This window comes from Shewanella sp. MBTL60-112-B2 (genome assembly GCF_019655055.1).
In the GTDB taxonomy this organism is placed as follows: Bacteria; Pseudomonadota; Gammaproteobacteria; order Enterobacterales; family Shewanellaceae; genus Shewanella.
In genome coordinates this window covers 106,933-122,398 of sequence record NZ_BPFA01000010.1, presented here as the reverse complement: position 1 = coordinate 122,398, position 15,466 = coordinate 106,933, and the positions used below count along the sequence as shown (strand labels likewise).

The 15,466-nt window shown below is 44.5% G+C and carries 14 protein-coding genes; 9 read left to right on the top strand and 5 right to left on the bottom strand.

Translation table 11 applies throughout. From position 1 onward, the window contains the following. Positions 1-2 precede the first annotated feature (2 nt). The gene (gene surA / locus K5Q73_RS08670) at positions 3-1,307 is read right to left on the bottom strand and encodes a peptidylprolyl isomerase SurA (protein ID WP_220761082.1); all 1,305 of its coding nucleotides are present in this window, start codon (positions 1,305-1,307) and stop codon (positions 3-5) included. Positions 1,308-1,434: 127 nt separating this feature from the next. Next, a complete protein-coding gene (gene lptD / locus K5Q73_RS08665) occupies positions 1,435-3,759 on the bottom strand; it encodes an LPS assembly protein LptD (protein WP_220761084.1) in 2,325 nt (774 codons plus the stop codon). A gap of 150 nt (positions 3,760-3,909) precedes the next feature. Here lptD and K5Q73_RS08660 point away from each other — a divergent pair, with 150 nt between their 5' ends. Genes K5Q73_RS08660 through K5Q73_RS08640 form a run of 5 tightly spaced genes read left to right on the top strand, consistent with a single transcriptional unit; the run spans position 3,910 to position 8,031 of the window. Continuing rightward, positions 3,910-4,941 (top strand): aminoglycoside phosphotransferase family protein, encoded by a 1,032-nt coding sequence (locus K5Q73_RS08660; protein WP_220761086.1) that lies wholly within the window; start codon positions 3,910-3,912, stop codon positions 4,939-4,941. Continuing rightward, positions 4,942-5,610 carry an N-acetylmuramate alpha-1-phosphate uridylyltransferase MurU gene (gene murU / locus K5Q73_RS08655; protein ID WP_220761088.1) on the top strand — a complete coding sequence of 223 codons (669 nt, stop codon included), beginning with the start codon at positions 4,942-4,944 and terminating at the stop codon, positions 5,608-5,610. Next, positions 5,610-6,389, top strand: a complete 780-nt coding sequence (gene djlA, locus K5Q73_RS08650) for a co-chaperone DjlA (protein ID WP_220761090.1) — start codon at positions 5,610-5,612, stop codon at positions 6,387-6,389. Before murU ends, djlA begins: the two co-directional genes overlap by 1 nt. Positions 6,390-6,433: 44 nt before the next feature. Beyond that, on the top strand, positions 6,434-7,045 hold the full coding sequence (locus K5Q73_RS08645) for an outer membrane beta-barrel protein (protein ID WP_220761092.1): 612 nt from the start codon (positions 6,434-6,436) through the stop codon (positions 7,043-7,045). 32 nt (positions 7,046-7,077) lie between these two features. Continuing rightward, the gene (locus K5Q73_RS08640; protein WP_220761094.1) at positions 7,078-8,031 is read left to right on the top strand and encodes a D-2-hydroxyacid dehydrogenase; all 954 of its coding nucleotides are present in this window, start codon (positions 7,078-7,080) and stop codon (positions 8,029-8,031) included. 118 nt (positions 8,032-8,149) lie between these two features. Here the strand turns inward: K5Q73_RS08640 and purT are convergent, their stop codons facing one another. Beyond that, the gene (gene purT / locus K5Q73_RS08635) at positions 8,150-9,325 is read right to left on the bottom strand and encodes a formate-dependent phosphoribosylglycinamide formyltransferase (protein ID WP_220761096.1); all 1,176 of its coding nucleotides are present in this window, start codon (positions 9,323-9,325) and stop codon (positions 8,150-8,152) included. Between the two features lie 311 nt (positions 9,326-9,636). On the opposite strand from purT, the gene K5Q73_RS08630 reads away from it, so the two are divergent. From K5Q73_RS08630 to K5Q73_RS08620, 3 genes are all read left to right on the top strand, one after another. Next, a complete protein-coding gene (locus tag K5Q73_RS08630) occupies positions 9,637-10,047 on the top strand; it encodes a DUF3302 domain-containing protein (RefSeq protein WP_220761098.1) in 411 nt (136 codons plus the stop codon). 1 nt (position 10,048) lies between these two features. Further along, a complete protein-coding gene (locus K5Q73_RS08625) occupies positions 10,049-11,185 on the top strand; it encodes an HlyD family secretion protein (RefSeq protein WP_220761100.1) in 1,137 nt (378 codons plus the stop codon). A gap of 119 nt (positions 11,186-11,304) precedes the next feature. After that, a complete protein-coding gene (locus K5Q73_RS08620) occupies positions 11,305-12,774 on the top strand; it encodes an AAA family ATPase (RefSeq protein ID WP_220761102.1) in 1,470 nt (489 codons plus the stop codon). Between the two features lie 89 nt (positions 12,775-12,863). Here K5Q73_RS08620 and K5Q73_RS08615 read toward each other — a convergent pair whose 3' ends face one another. Further along, on the bottom strand, positions 12,864-13,418 hold the full coding sequence (locus K5Q73_RS08615) for a DUF4136 domain-containing protein (protein WP_220761104.1): 555 nt from the start codon (positions 13,416-13,418) through the stop codon (positions 12,864-12,866). Between the two features lie 455 nt (positions 13,419-13,873). Here K5Q73_RS08615 and K5Q73_RS08610 point away from each other — a divergent pair, with 455 nt between their 5' ends. Then, positions 13,874-14,185, top strand: coding sequence for a DUF1289 domain-containing protein (locus tag K5Q73_RS08610; RefSeq protein WP_220761106.1), 312 nt, complete (start codon positions 13,874-13,876; stop codon positions 14,183-14,185). Here the strand turns inward: K5Q73_RS08610 and K5Q73_RS08605 are convergent. Next, entirely contained in the window at positions 14,182-15,450 is a 1,269-nt protein-coding gene (locus K5Q73_RS08605) for a cell wall metabolism sensor histidine kinase WalK (RefSeq protein WP_220761108.1), read from the bottom strand. The genes K5Q73_RS08610 and K5Q73_RS08605 overlap by 4 nt on opposite strands. Positions 15,451-15,466: the final 16 nt, after the last annotated feature.

Sequence of the window (15,466 nt, the reverse complement as noted above, 5' to 3'; positions counted from 1 at the left end):
TATTAACCTCGGTTCGTTTCTGGCTCGAAAATATCGATAAATGCTTCAGCGCGCATTTCATCTAGCCAGTTTTGTAACTCTTCATTAAATTTACGACGATAGATCAGCTGATGTGCTCGATTCGTATTAAATTTATCGGTCGCGTCGGTTGTACGTTTTTCTTCTAACTGAACAATATGCCAACCATGAGTCGAACGGAATGGCTCACTGTACTCGCCAATTGCTAGGCTATTTAGCTCTTGCGCAAATGCTGGTACATAGATATTCGGGTCAGCCCAGCCTAATTCTCCGCCTTTAGCCGCAGAACCAGGATCTTCAGAATATTGGCGGGCTAAATCTTCAAACTTGGCTTCGCCAGATTTAACTTGAGCGAGGAATCTATCCATCATGCTCTTAGCACGTTCTTCTGAAAGAATAGGTGACGGCTTAAGTAGAATATGGCGAGATTTGACCTCTTGCACTTCTTTAGTCTGTAGGCCGCGAGCGTCCATAATTTTAATGATATGGAAGCCTGATGCACTCTTAATTGGGCCTATGATATCACCGGTTTTCGCATCTCCAACCACTTCAGCGAATAAAGTTGGCATTTCATTGATGTTCATATAGTCCCAGATCCCGCCCTCAAGCGCCTTAGGACCTGAAGATGCAGCAATCGCGATGCTTCTAAAATCATCGCCATCTTTAAGACGTTTCATCACGGTCGCGGATCTTTTGCTCGCCGCATCAAGTTGTTGGCTGTTAGCGTCGCTTGGTACGTCAATCAGGATATGACCAATTTGGAACTCAACTTCCTTCAGTCCTTGCTCGTTGATGAGCTTAACAAGGTTATTAATTTCTTGTGGCGATACTTGAATACGACGTTGAACCTGGATGCGTTGGATTTCACCTAGGGTGATCTCTTCGCGTAGTTGTTCACGGTATTGAGCGAATGTTGTACCTTCACTCTCAATTTGCGCTTTCATTTGCGCAACGCTAATTTTTTGCTCTTTAGCAATATTTTCGATTGTTTGATCTAACTGTAAGTCACCGATGTGCAGACCAATTCTATCTGCCATCTGTAGCTGCAGACGGGTTAAAATAAGACGCTCAATAACCTGAGTGCGCAGTGCGGTATCTGATGGCAATTTCTGACCGGCATTGGCAGCATTCGCCTTGATGGTCTTAACCATGCCCGCGACTTCACTCTCTAGAATGATCCCTTCATTTATTTGCACAGTGACACGATCTAGTGGCTCTGGCGCAGCTTGAATCGTTTGGCTCATCGCCAATGTTAACAGTGCAAAAATCAATTTGTTACAGCGTTTCATCCACTAAAATCCTTGGCATTTATTGAGTGTCATTCACGGTATTTACATACCCGGTTAATGATTCTTTAGTCCTGCTTTGACTGCATGTCGTCAGCTAGGTTCAGCATTTTTATAAGTTATTTATTTGCTAATTCTTCAAATAAAGTGGTTTACGGTAATTAAATAGACCATCATCCAACATATCTGACACACCTAATGGGCCTGATCCGCCGAGTCCTTTTAGAACAAAGTTTAGGTAGATCCCGCTCTCAAATAGCTCACGAGTATCCTGTACCGGGTTATCTTCGTCAATATAATTGGTCTTAATGCGGTAATGATAACTCAAACGTACAGCCCAGCAACATGATTCATATTGAAAACCTGTATAGGTTTCTACCGCGCGGCTTTCATTCAAATCGTAATACCAGTTACCCACTAAATATAAACTGTCATTAATCGGCCAAGCTCCACGGAAGCCTACTTGCTTAATATCTACCGATTCGTTGGTGTTGGTATTTAGCAGATCCGGCACGTAACGGTAGCTAGCTTGCAAAAGTTTATTGGTGCCAGGGCGATAGTCAACAGTCACTTCACTCTTCTTGTTTTCGCTCTCTTTAGCATCATATTGAATCGAGCCACTTAAGAACCAATCAGAATAGAGTTGGGTTGTTAATTCTGCTGCAATCGCAGAATTAGAAGTGTTTTCCTGTACAAATGTATCGTTACTGCCATTGATATCATTAATACCAACGCGACTGTCTTGCAAATAGATAATCTGGCCTAAGCTGAACTTAAACACTTCTTGGTTTTGTTCGTTAAATAGCTTAGTCGTTAAACCTAAAGTGAACTGATTGGCATCGGCTATGCGGTCAAGGCCCGAGAAACGACGGTCTCTAAATAGACCGTTGTAGTCTTCTTGCAACAGGGCTGTATCGTAAATACCTATGTCAGATTGGTCCTCATAGCCCACATACAGATATTGAAACTGTGGTTCAAGAGTTTGACGATAGTTGACGTCAAAATAATCGGTAAAGCGTTCAAAATTGACCTGACCATGAATACGCACCTGTGGCAGAGTACGGTTTACATGTTCAGCAAGTTCAGAATCAGATAGGTTCGATTCATCATCTTGCCAATAGTTGGTCTGCAGTAGTTTTACTTCACTGGTCAATGAGCCTGCTGGTCCGTGGATCGGATAAGAAATGCTTGGCTCTAAATGAACGCGAGTCGCTGTCGAGTATTCGCTGTCTTGATGCTCGAAGTTTGTTGCTTCACTGTAAAGGTTAAAGTCTAGACCGTGCCAGTAACTAGGGGCGCGATAGTTAAACGTAAACTGCGGCATCACTTGGTAGGGCTTTTCTTCCTCGCCAAGCACTTTAATATCTTGTACACGGGCGCTGAAATCCCAGTTTTGTTCAAAATAACTGATTTCACCAACGCGGGTAAGTTGGTTATCGGTCGCGCGCTGAACGTCAGAGCTTAAGTCATTAAAGTAGTTGTTATCCGAGACATCGGTATAGTTAGCTAACACGCGCCAGTTTTTATTGATCGCGCCGCTATGTTCCCAGTGATAAAGATATCTATCTGGGCTATTAACTAGTTTGTCGTCATCGGCAAGGTATTCAAGGTTTAATTGACCCTGCTGTTTTTCACCAGCTAAATATCTAAACTCGGTCTTAGTGAATAAGCCTCGTGCCGACATATAGTTAGGGGTGAAGGTTAAATCATATTCAGGAGAAATATTCCAATAATAAGGTGTTGCAACCTCTACACCATTGGTGGTGCTGGTGCTAAATGATGGAAATAAGAAGCCTGATTTTCGCTTGTCAGATACCGGAATCGTCATGTAAGGAACATACATAACGGGTACTCCACCAATCTTAATCTTGGCGTCCCAAATCTCACCCCACTCCTCGGTACTATCGATCTTGATACGATCGGCTTCAAGCAGCCAGTCAGGATCTTCACCTGGGCAGGTTGTGAAATTAGTGCCTGATAGCAGCAGGTTATTTTCTTTAGTGATCTCTAGCCTTTCTGCATCACCGTGGATTTGTTGTCCATGCAGCCAGTATTGCGCCCCGTTTAGGGTTGCGCTATTACTACGCATTTTAGCGACGAGAGAGTCGGCTGTTACGGTAAACATCTCGTCTTGAAAGACTAAGTTACCATTGGCATGCAGCTCTTCAGACTTTTGATCTAGAATCGCTTCATCGGCGGCAATATTACGCCCACCTTGACTGAAGTTTACATCGCCATTAAAAGTTGCTTGTTTGCCCATCTGCGCCGCAGTTCGGTCGGAGCTGATATAGATCCGCTGTAGATCAGCAGGAGTATTCATCTCGTAGAGTGGAACGTATGGCTTCACTGGTGGTACAACGACACACTGTGAGCTCGATGCGGCTACAGTTTCGGTTTCGTCTGCTAAGACTAATTGGGGAAGCAGGCTCAAGGCCAGAAAATAACGGATCTGCATCTTAGGTCAATTAATTATGATTTCTTAGTCGGACGGTGAAGAGGAGTAAGTTGCCGATAAGCGGCAACACAGCCAAATAAATTTTTTCAATTGCTTAGCTGTTTCCATTTTGTCGTTATAATAAAGCAATTTCTTCTTAAGAGCCATGAGGTGCCCTTGTCAGATCTTAGATTTCTTCAGTTAAATGCATGGCTAAACCAGTATTTTAATGTAAATGTATCACCAGAATTAATATCTGGCGACGCAAGTTTCAGACGCTACTTTAGGGTTGTTGTGAATAATCTGTCTTATATTGTAGTCGATTCACCACCTAATCTAATCGACATTAGCCCTTTTATTCAATTAGCAGACAGTTATTCAAAGCAGGGAATAGCCGTGCCGGAAGTGATTGCTAGCGATAAAGCTCAAGGCTTGATGCTACTGAGTGACCTTGGGGATGTGCAGCTGTTGTCAGTGCTGAACAAAGACACCTTGCAGGGCTATTACTCTCAGGCCTTGGTACTACTCAAAGATATTGCTAAAGTCACCCACACCCAAGCGGGCACTTTAGCAGAATATGATGCCGAGTTTGTGATACGTGAATTAACCATTTTCACAGAATGGCTAGCGCTACATCATTTGGGCTTAGAACCACAGCAAGTAAAAATTCATACCGAGGCTGCATTTAAGCTATTAGTCGATAACGCTTTAGAGCAACCTCAAGTAGGCATGCATCGTGACTATCACAGCCGTAATATCATGCTGCAAAATGAGCAACTTAAAGTTATCGATTTTCAAGATGCGGTTATTGGGCCTGTGACCTATGATGCGGTTTCTCTATTGAGGGACTGCTACATTCGCTGGCCAGATAGCGATGTCGACGCTTTAATGCAGCAACATTATGAGCAATGTCTTGCATCAAATCAGATCGATTCAGAGGTGAGCTTTGCCCTGTATCGACGCTGGTTTGATTTAATGGGAATACAGAGACATATTAAGGCAGCGGGTATTTTTGCAAGGCTAAATTATCGTGATAATAAACCCGCTTATATGGCTGATATTCCACTTACGCTCGAGTATATCCGCGATATAGCAGGGCGTTATACCGAACTGCAAGTATTGAGCAACTGGATAGCTGAGGTGATTATTCCTGCGGTAAATGCTAGTGCAGAGAAGGGTACGCTAAAGAGTGAAGGGTTATAGATGAAAGCGATGATTCTAGCTGCGGGGCGAGGCGAACGTCTACGGCCATTAACAGACTCTCTGCCTAAGCCTTTGGTTGAGGTGGCCGGAAAACCTTTGATTGTTTATCACATCGAAAAGCTAGCGGCTGCTGGATTTACTGAGATAGTGATTAATCATGCTTGGCTCGGCCACAAGCTGGTCGAGGCATTAGGTGACGGGCGTAAATGGCAAGTTAACATTCAATATAGTGAAGAAACATCGGCGCTAGAAACGGGTGGCGGCATTAAGCAAGCACTAACGCTATTGGGAGATGAAGCATTTCTGGCCATTAACGGAGATATCTTCCTCGATGAACTCCCGCAGATAAAACCGCTCAAGGAGGGGGCTCTTGCACATCTATGGCTTGTCGATAATCCAGTGCAGCATCCCCAAGGTGACTTTGTTTTGCAAGAGGGAAAAGTAAGTGCGCAAGGGCATGATAAGCTCACATTTTCAGGTGTTGGGGTGTATCACCCACATTTATTTAAAGATACGCCTGACGGGGCTTTTGCGTTAGCCCCTTTGTTACGCCAAGCCATGGCAAAGGGTCTGGTTGGCGGAGCTCATTTTAAACAGTATTGGTGCGATGTGGGAACAATGGAACGACTCGCGCAAATACAAGATCGTGAAACAAGTAAGGTTAGATAATGCGTATTTGGGGTAAGGTTTTCGGTTTTATCATTGGATTTATGTTTGGCCGTATTGGCGGCGCTATTTTTGGTCTTTGGCTTGGGCATATGTATGATCGCAGCCAAAGTAAAAAAGCGGGCCTTGGGGGCGGTGGTAAGCGCCAGGCGCTTTTTTTTAATACCACCTTTTCGGTTATGGGCCATGTTGCCAAGGCATCAGGGCAAGTGACGCAAAATGATATCCGTATGGCGACTTCGCTGATGGACCAGCTTAATTTAAGCGGTCAAGCAAGAGCCGATGCTCAGGCTGCTTTTCGCGAGGGTAAAGAGGCCGACTTTGATATCTACGCTTGCCTAAAAACTTTCAGGTTGATTTCTATGGGCCGCAAAGAGCTGTTGCAGATGTTTTTGGAGATCCAAATTCAGACTGCGCTTGTTGATGCCCAGTTGGACCCTAAAGAGCTATCAATACTGTCTATCATTGCTAAGGAGTTGGGTTTTAGTCAGCAGCAACTTGATGACTTACTTGCACGTTGGCAGGCTGAATTTAACTTCCACCGAAGTGGCGGCGCGGGCAATCAAACCTCGATTAAAGATGCTTACAAGCTACTGGGCGTTTCTGAGTCGATGTCAGATCAAGATATAAAGCGTGCATACAGAAAGTTAATGAATGAGCATCATCCGGATAAATTGGTTGCCAAGGGGTTGCCCGCTGAGATGATGGAAATCGCCAAATCAAAAGCGCAAGATATTCAAGCTGCTTATGATAGAGTTAAGGGTGATAGAGGCATGCGTTAGAGAGTAATAACTAGGTCTAAATAATAACAATATAGGGACATATTATGAAAACCAGCTTAGCAATTTTATTAGGTTCATTTTGCGCATTACCGGCTATGGCGGAAGTGTATGTCGCGCCGTTTGGGGGCTATAGCTTCGGTGCTAGCGAGTTCGATATTTCGAGTACCGACTCGGAAGATAAAGGTAAGGTTAAGGTCGCTGAATCACAAAACTATGGCGTAATGCTAGGTTTTACCACAAAGGATCCGGGCAATGTTTACCTGCTCTATAGCCACCAATCGACGGACTTAAAAACCGGCGACAACTTTAGTCCGAGCGTTATCACCTCGATGGATGTGGATTATTTTCATGTGGGTGGCAGCCTCTACTTTCCTATGCAGAGTGTAAAGCCTTATGTTACTACCAGCTTAGGCTTAACCAATATGCGACCGGGTGGAGCTTACTCTAATGAGACTCGTTTCTCTGTGGCGATAGGTGGCGGCGTTGAATATCAAGCAACAGAATCATTCTCACTATTTGCCGAGGTTAAAGGTTACGCGACCTTTATCAATGCCGATAATGCCCTATTTTGTGGAAATGACGGTTGTCTGTGGAATATTCAATCGGACATCATGTGGCAAGGACAGGCTAATGTGGGTGCTAGCTTTAAGTTCTAGATTTAAGTGATTTTTAAGCAAGGGCTATTTTGATGAAACTTGTTGTACTCGACGGATATACGCTAAATCCAGGCGATCTTGATTGGCAAGCATTAGCAACGTTTGGCGAGTTAAGTGTCTTTGACCGTAGTGCCCCTGAAGAGGTACTCATTCGTAGTCAAGATGCTGAGATTATCTTTACCAATAAGACAGTGCTAGACGCTGCAGTATTAAGCCAGCTGCCTAAGCTTAAGTATATCGGTATTCTTGCAACTGGCACTAATGTAGTGGATCTTGAGGCTGCCAAAGCGCTAGGTATAGTCGTTACCAATGTACCAGGTTACGGCCCTGATGCGGTTGCACAGATGGTGTTTGCTCATATTCTCCATGCCACACAACAGGTTGCGGTGCACTCCGATGCCGTAAAGCAAGGTGCTTGGTGTGAGTCGAAAGATTTTTGTTTTACGCTGACGCCGTTGCAATCATTGAAGGGCAAACGCCTAGGGCTAATTGGTTTTGGTGATATTGGTAAAGCCGTTGCGCAAATTGGCCAGGCCTTTGGGATGAATATACTGGTCAATACCCGCAACCCTCAAATTAAATTGCCAGATGGTTGTAGATGGGTCGAGCAAGAACTGCTATTTAGTCAGTCAGATATTATTTCGCTGCATTGCCCGCTCAGTCCTGACACCGATAAACTGATCGATGCGGCAGTGCTTGAGAAGATGAAGTCTTCAGCCATTTTGATTAACACCGCACGCGGAGGCCTTATCGATGAAGCAGCATTATCGGTGGCCTTGGAGAAGGGGGCGATAGCTTTTGCTGGAGTTGATGTATTGTCGACAGAGCCGCCATTGCTAGATAACCCATTACTGAGCGCTAAGAATATCAGTATTTCGCCCCATAACGCTTGGGCGACTATCGAAGCTAGGCAGAACTTGCTCAATATAGCCGTCGATAACCTGTCGAGCTTTACCCAAGGCCAAGTGAGCCATCGGGTTAATTGAGGCTGCTCGATGCCTGTTCGAGAGTATTAGAGTTTTTAGATAACATAAACCAATAAGCCTCATACTTAACGCTAAATTTGTTTAGCAAAAGTGTGAGGCTTTTTATTGGCAAGTTTATTTATAAAACGACATTAATCTTGCTGGCAGCGTTCAAGGCTTTCTCGACGGCCTTATCGATATCAGTATCTCTAGCTAGCGCCACACCTAAGCGTCTTTTGCCATCAATCTCAGGCTTAGCAAATAAACGCACTTGAGTATTTGGCTCGACTAATGCCTCGGCCACACCTGAAAACTGAATGTCACTTGATGTACCTTCGCTCAAAATCACCGCCGATGCACTCGGACCATGCTGAGCAATGTTGCTAATTGGTAGTCCTAAGATTGCACGAACATGCAGAGCAAATTCAGAAAGGTCTTGGCTGATAAGGGTTACCATACCGGTATCATGTGGACGAGGAGAGACTTCAGAGAAATAGACTTCATCGCCTTTGATAAACAGCTCAACACCGAACAAGCCATAACCGCCAAGTGCCTCAACGACTTTTTTACCGATAGCTTGAGACTTTGCCAGTACAAGATCTGACATAGCCTGTGGCTGCCAAGATTCACGGTAATCTCCATCTTCCTGGCGATGACCAATCGCGTCGCAGAAGTGAATGCCATTTACCGCACTAATTGTGAGTAGAGTGATCTCGTAATCAAATGGGATAAAGCCTTCGACAATCACTCGTCCTTTACCTGCGCGGCCACCTTCTTGTGCATATTGCCAAGCTGATTGAATTTGCTCTGGGGTGCGAATAACGCTCTGGCCTTTACCCGATGAGCTCATTACAGGTTTCACCACACAAGGTAAACCGATAGTTGCCACAGCATGGTTAAACTCAGCTTCAGTATCACAGAAAAAGTATGGCGAGGTCGGAATGTCTAAGATCTCAGCGGCAAGGCGGCGTATACCCTCTCTGTCCATGGTGAGGAGTGTCGCTTTGGCTGTCGGCACGATATTGACGCCTTTAGCTTCCATTTCAACCAGAGTTTGTGTCGCAATGGCTTCAAGCTCTGGGATAACTAAGTCAGGCTTTTCGAGCTCAATGACCGCTTTTAATGCTTGAGCATCGAGCATATTGATCACATGTGAGCGGTGAGCGATTTGCATTGCGGGCGCATTGGGATAACGGTCTACACCAATGACTTCTATACCGTAGCGTTGAAGTTCGATCGCAACTTCTTTACCCAGTTCTCCGCAGCCAAGCAACATGGCGCGCTTAGCATTTGCAGATAAAGCTGTACCTATCATTTTGATTACCTTTTTAGATTGTAGGGGTTGTTATCGGTTGCTAAACCGATAAGGCGGTCAAGTTCGCAACACTGCGAGGGGCACTTTTGTACCCTCATTTTTATTTTCTTTAGTGTAACGTGCAGCTTATTTATCAAGGTCAGTTTTAGCGTCAAGTGTGGGGGAGATCACTTTTGTAGCCTAGATAGGCTGCTCCTAATATACGGTTTTAAGAGAAAAAAAGTAGAATTGTGCACTCAATATTGCCAAGATGTTGTTAGAATGTGTTCAGGCTCGATCGCCGTAAATGACGGTTTAAAAAGGAGTGCACCGTGTTTTTAGATTACTTTGCGTTAGGAATTATATTTTTCGTTGCGATTTTCCTCTTCTATGGGGTCATAGCAATCCATGATATCCCATATGAAATCGCTAAAAAGCGTAACCACCCACAGCAAGATGCCTTGCATATTGCAGGCTGGGTGAGCTTATTTACCTTGCACGCGATTTGGCCATTTTTATGGATTTGGGCAACCCTTTATCGCGAGGATCGCGGCTGGGGATTTCAAGAGGTGGTCGAAAAAGAGCAGCTACTTGAAAGTGAGGTGAAAGGCTTGACTGAAACCGTAAGAAAACTAGAACAAAGACTGGCAGAGGTTGAAACATCGCGCCATGGTTCTAAAGCAGTGAATACGGCTGACAATACTCAGGCAGACAGTTCTTCAGCAGACGGCGAGGTGGTGTAACATGGATTTACTACTCGTATTGACCTATACCGCTATCTGCATAGCGATTTTTAAGATTTTTAAGATCCCGTTGACTAAGTGGACCGTACCAACTGCCATTCTCGGCGGTATCTTTATCGTCGGCGCCTTGATCTTATTGATGAATTATAACCATCCTTATACGCCATTTGCGAAAGAGTATTTTGTCACTACCCCAATTAACCCTGCAGTTAGAGGCGTAGTTATATCGGTAGAGGTTGAACCAAATACCCCAATTAAGAAGGGAGACGTGTTATTTAGGATTGACCCGACTCCTTTCCAAGCGATTGTGAAGCAAAAGCGAGCGGCTTTGGTTGCGGCAGAGCTTGAGGTGCCGCAATTAGAGGCTGCATGGGAAACGGCAAAAGCTGCTGTCACACGAGCAACAGCTGATAGAGATAGAACTAAATCAGCATTTGCTCGTTATGAAAAAGGCCGTAAGCGTGGTGGTGCTAATTCACCTTTCACTGAGCTTGAACTCGATAATAAACGCCAGCTCTATTTTGCATCTGAGGCGCAGCTTACTGCTGCAAATGCCGAAGAGTTAAGAGTGCGTTTAGCCTATGAGTCAAATGTCGATGGAGTAAATACCAAGGTTGCAGGTATTCAAGGTGAGCTTGAAAAGGCGCTGTTTGAACTGGAGCAAACCGTAGTCAAGGCTCCAGCCGATGGTATGGTGACCCAGATGGCGCTTCGCCCTGGTATTGTTGCTGTTCCTATGCCGTTAAGGCCCTTATTGAGCTTTATTCCCGACGAAGAGCGTGCTTTTGTTGGCGCATTTTGGCAAAACTCTCTGTTAAGGCTGAAAGAGGGTGACGAAGCCGAGGTGATTTTAGATGCTGCGCCGGGTCAGGTATTTAAAGGCAAGGTTGCTAAGGTGTTACCTGCGATGGCTGAGGGAGAGATCCAATCATCAGGTGCCTTGGTCTCCTCTAGCCGGTTATTGGTAAGAGGCAGAGTGTTAGTATTAATTAAGCTCGAAGATGATGAGGTGAGAACTCGTTTCCCTGCCGGTGTTTCGGGTCATGCTGCTATCTATACTGAGCACTTTGCTCATGTATCAGTGATGCGAAGAGTATTATTGAGAATGCAGGGTTGGCTAAACTACCTGTTCCACTAACCGGTTCAGCAAAACTGTGGTTTATACTGCTATAAAGTCGAATCGAACTTGATATAAAGGGACCTTAGTGTCCCTTTTCTTTTGGGCAGTATGGCATTTTTCTTTGTTCAAGGATTAACATGCAAGATATTCAAGATCTTAGCGCGGTGCTGCGCTCTAACACGCCAATTGTTGTTATAGAGACCTATGAAGAGTATCGGGTAATAGAATTACTCAGAAAAGTCTCAAATATCCTATATCAACCTTTGTTCAGTTGGAGCGTGACTCAGGGGCTAATGCGAGTCGATAGTGGCATGGGGCGGCAGAAGTTTAATTGTGAACCTTGCGATATTCTTGGGCAGATCAAATCGACCAAAGAAAAAGGCATATATGTTTTATGCGACTTCCACCCATTTGTTGAGGACGCACCTAAAAATGTACGCTTACTGAAAGAGATCGCTCTTGAGTATGAAGCATTAAAACATACCATAGTGCTAGTGAGTCATGAGTTTACTATCCCGCCTGAAATCAAACATTATTGTGCACACTTTAGACTGTCACTCCCCAATACCGCTCAGCTATTGAATCTTATCTACGAGCAAATCGATAAAGTACGCAGCGAGGGCGTGATGCTGGATGTCGATGATGAGGCTGTGGCAAAACTTGCTGAAAACTTAAGGGGCGTGACTTTTGACGATGCGAGACGCTTAGCCCACAAGGCGATAGTCGATGATGGCGCGATTACTCATTCAGATATTGATAGCATTAACCGTGGTAAGTTTGAGCTACTTGATATGCAAGGAGTATTGCAGTTTGAGTACGATACCAGTGATTTTTCTCAGGTGGCGGGTTTACATAATCTCAAACAATGGTTGAGCCATAGAACACCAACTGCTCATACGCAGATACTCGAGGATAAGCCTAAAGGCATTTTATTACTTGGGGTGCAGGGTAGCGGCAAGAGTCTTGCCGCAAAAGCGGTTGCGGGCATGTGGCAAAGACCGCTACTAAAGATGGATATGTCTGCGCTTTATAATAAATACATAGGTGAAACCGAAAAGAATCTGCGTAAGGCACTGGAACTTGCTGATTTGATGGCGCCATGCGTACTGTGGATAGATGAAATTGAAAAAGGCCTGAGCAGTGGCTGCGGTGACGATGGCACCTCTCAGCGAATTTTGGGAACCATTTTAACTTGGATGTCAGAGCGTAAATCGGATGTATTTCTGGTCGCCACAGCCAATGACATCAGTGCACTTCCTCCTGAATTAATGCGTAAGGGACGCATGGATGAAATCTTCTTTGTAGATTTGCCCGATGCCAATATCCGCCAAGCTATCTTCCTTATCCATATTAGGCGACGTCAACTTGAACCAACACAGTTTGATTTGGCCCAGCTCGCTAAGCTGAGTCAGGGCTTCTCTGGTGCAGAAATAGAGCAGGCGGTGATCTCCGCCATATATACGGCTAAGGCTTCTGAACGAGAGGTGGAGCAGAGAGCACTGCTTGAGGAGTTGATGAAGACCAGACCATTGTCGGTGGTTATGCGTGAGAAGTTGCAAGCATTAAGGCAATGGGCAGAGGGGCGTACGGTTAATGCCCATCAATGACGTTGCGCCTGTAAGAGGGCTGTGACGCTGAGTTTTCTATAGGGGATTAAGCGATGAACCGAACGAGAGCTGTTCGGTTCATTCAGAGGTTACTTTTCTTGTTTAGGTGGGAATTGTGCGAGGATCTTTGCGACTGTCGCCTTGGTTTCTTCAGCCTTAGCTTCACCGCCATCATCGAAGTTGAATTTATCTGTTCCGCGCCAAATCAGCTGATTAGTTTTCGGATCGATAATATCTATCTGTATGGTCTGTATTTTTGCGGTATCACTACCAACAGGTACATCTACACTAGTGCCAATACTTGCTCCGCCCGAGCTGCCCCAAGAGCCGGTTCCTAATCCAATAGAAAATCCTGAATCTTTTGGTTTATCTTCAACCTTAAAGCCATAGGTGACATTGAAATCGCCATTCTCAGCTTGCGCAACAAAGCCTTGATTACCGAGTGAGTTAGCAATCGCCTGCTGAATTCGACTGGCGCTCAATGGATCGCTGTTGTGGCTCGGTTCGAGCTGCGAAAAACTCTTTAAGCTGGAAAAGTCATAATTAAGGTCGTAATCATTTTTAGGAGTAGAGCTGCAAGCGACAAGTAATACTAGCGGCAGCAAAACTAGGCTGAATAAAAGGCCTCTTGGCTGTATCTTCATATTGTTGTTATCTCTATGTCTGAAGTGCGATGAAAAGGCTGTGTTTCGATGCACTTAGTGAATATCAATTCTGATACCAATCAGTATAAACATTTAGTCACTCAGCGAGAGTTTAGCGGTTCTGAGGCAAGGTCATTAAGTGCTCCTGCTTTAATGACATTCATTGCATCCATGCAGCTCGCAACGAGTGAAGAGCATAGTTGAACTAGGGTTAAGCTCCCTCTTGAACCTTAGGAGTCACAGCATCAGAACCGCTAAGACTCGCCATTCTGGAGAGTTTTTGGCTGCCTACTTCTGCGTTGAATAGCTTTATAAGGGAATAACCATTATTGCAGCTATTCATCTTGAATTAGTTTGCCAAAAATCGCTCTGAGTAGATCCAATTATTATACTGATTGGTATTGCCACTGTATTTATTTTAGCCTTTCATTGTCAAGATAGTATATGTTTAAGGTATGGAGCAGTTAGAGTTTTTTGAAATCCCTAGCCCTTGTATCGGCGTTTGCCAGAGTGATGCAAGAGGCTACTGTAAAGGGTGTTTACGTAATCGAAACGAGCGCTTTAATTGGCTCGAGTTTTCCGATGCGCAAAAATACGATGTAATCCGTTTATGTAAGCAGCGTAAGCGGAGGCGTCAGCTTGCGCTATTAAAAGCTAAAAAGGCTCAGGTCTTAGATGAAAGGGCGAAGGCGAATACTCGCCTCGATTTTGGCAATGAGTTAACGGCAGAAACAAAAGACAATCTTGGCGAGTTTAAGCTAGATTAATCTTGCTTTGTCTTAGGCCAGAATAAGGTAAATTGAGTAAAACCGGGGTGGCTCTGTAAACTGACTTCAGCATGATGCCTTTCCATAATTCTTTTGATTATGGCTAAGCCCAACCCGTGACCTTTATTGCCATTTTTACTGCTGCTACTTCGATAAAATGGCTCAAATATCTTGCTCTGATCTTCTTCTAAAATGCCTTCACCATGATCGGTAACCGACAGTTTTATCCCGTCAGTGTCTTGAGATATTTTGACTTTTATATCGTCAGTTGAAAACCTTTGAGCATTGGTAATGAGATTCTGAAGCGCACGTTCGACTAGCGAAGGCTCTGCGATTAAGTAGACGGTTTCTTCCGGCTTTTCGAGCACAATAGGAGTTGGATTGTGGCTTTGGAGTCGTCTTATTGTTTGTGCAACTAAACTGTTTAAATCACAACGCTCAAAGTTGAGTGACTCTCTTTGTGTTTCAAGACTGGCGTAAGTAAGTAACTCTTGCAGTAAGTTTTCCATCTCTTTGATATCGAGCTGCATTTCATCTAAAAAGCGCTGACGATTAGCCTCATCCGAATCTGGCTTACAGTATTGAGGCAGTAAGGCTAGAGCGAATTTAAGCCGCGCTAATGGCGTGCGGATCTCATGAGAGACGGCATTAGAAAGGTGTTTCTGATTTTCGATAAGTGCGCTGATATGTGCGGCCATATCGTTAAAGGTATTTGCTAAGGGCAGTACCTGCGAGCGTTTGGTTAGCTTTATTCGGGTGTTCCAGTTGGCTTGGCCAAACTCTTTGGTTGCCTTACGTAATATTTTTAGATCTTTAGATAATGGCCACACCCAAATGAGTGCAATAAACGCCAGTAATAGATAGAAAAAAGTATTGTAGATATTTCTTAAACTGGCAGCAGGGTCAATTGCTATAGGGCCTGCCATTAAAACTTGCTCACCCACAGCCACAAACTGTAGCTCGTGGTTGATATCATAGGGAGTGGCAATGACTTTATTGGCTTGAACGAGTTGTTCGCTTGAAAATGCGACTTGATCAGCATCAAGCAGGGTGAGAGCAAAGTCAGGGTCGGCTTCGATGGAATCTAGCATAGCTTGACGCTCGGTTACCGGGAGCGCCGCTAATACTTGTGCTAAAGCGACCAAAGGCGCATCGAGTGCACCTTTGTCGTCAACATTGTTTTGCCACAAATTATCTAAGGTCCAGCCTATGCCTAAAAAGCCAAGGCTGAGCAGAAGATAGAGGCTAATAAAAAGACGTTTCATCTTTATAAATGCGCTG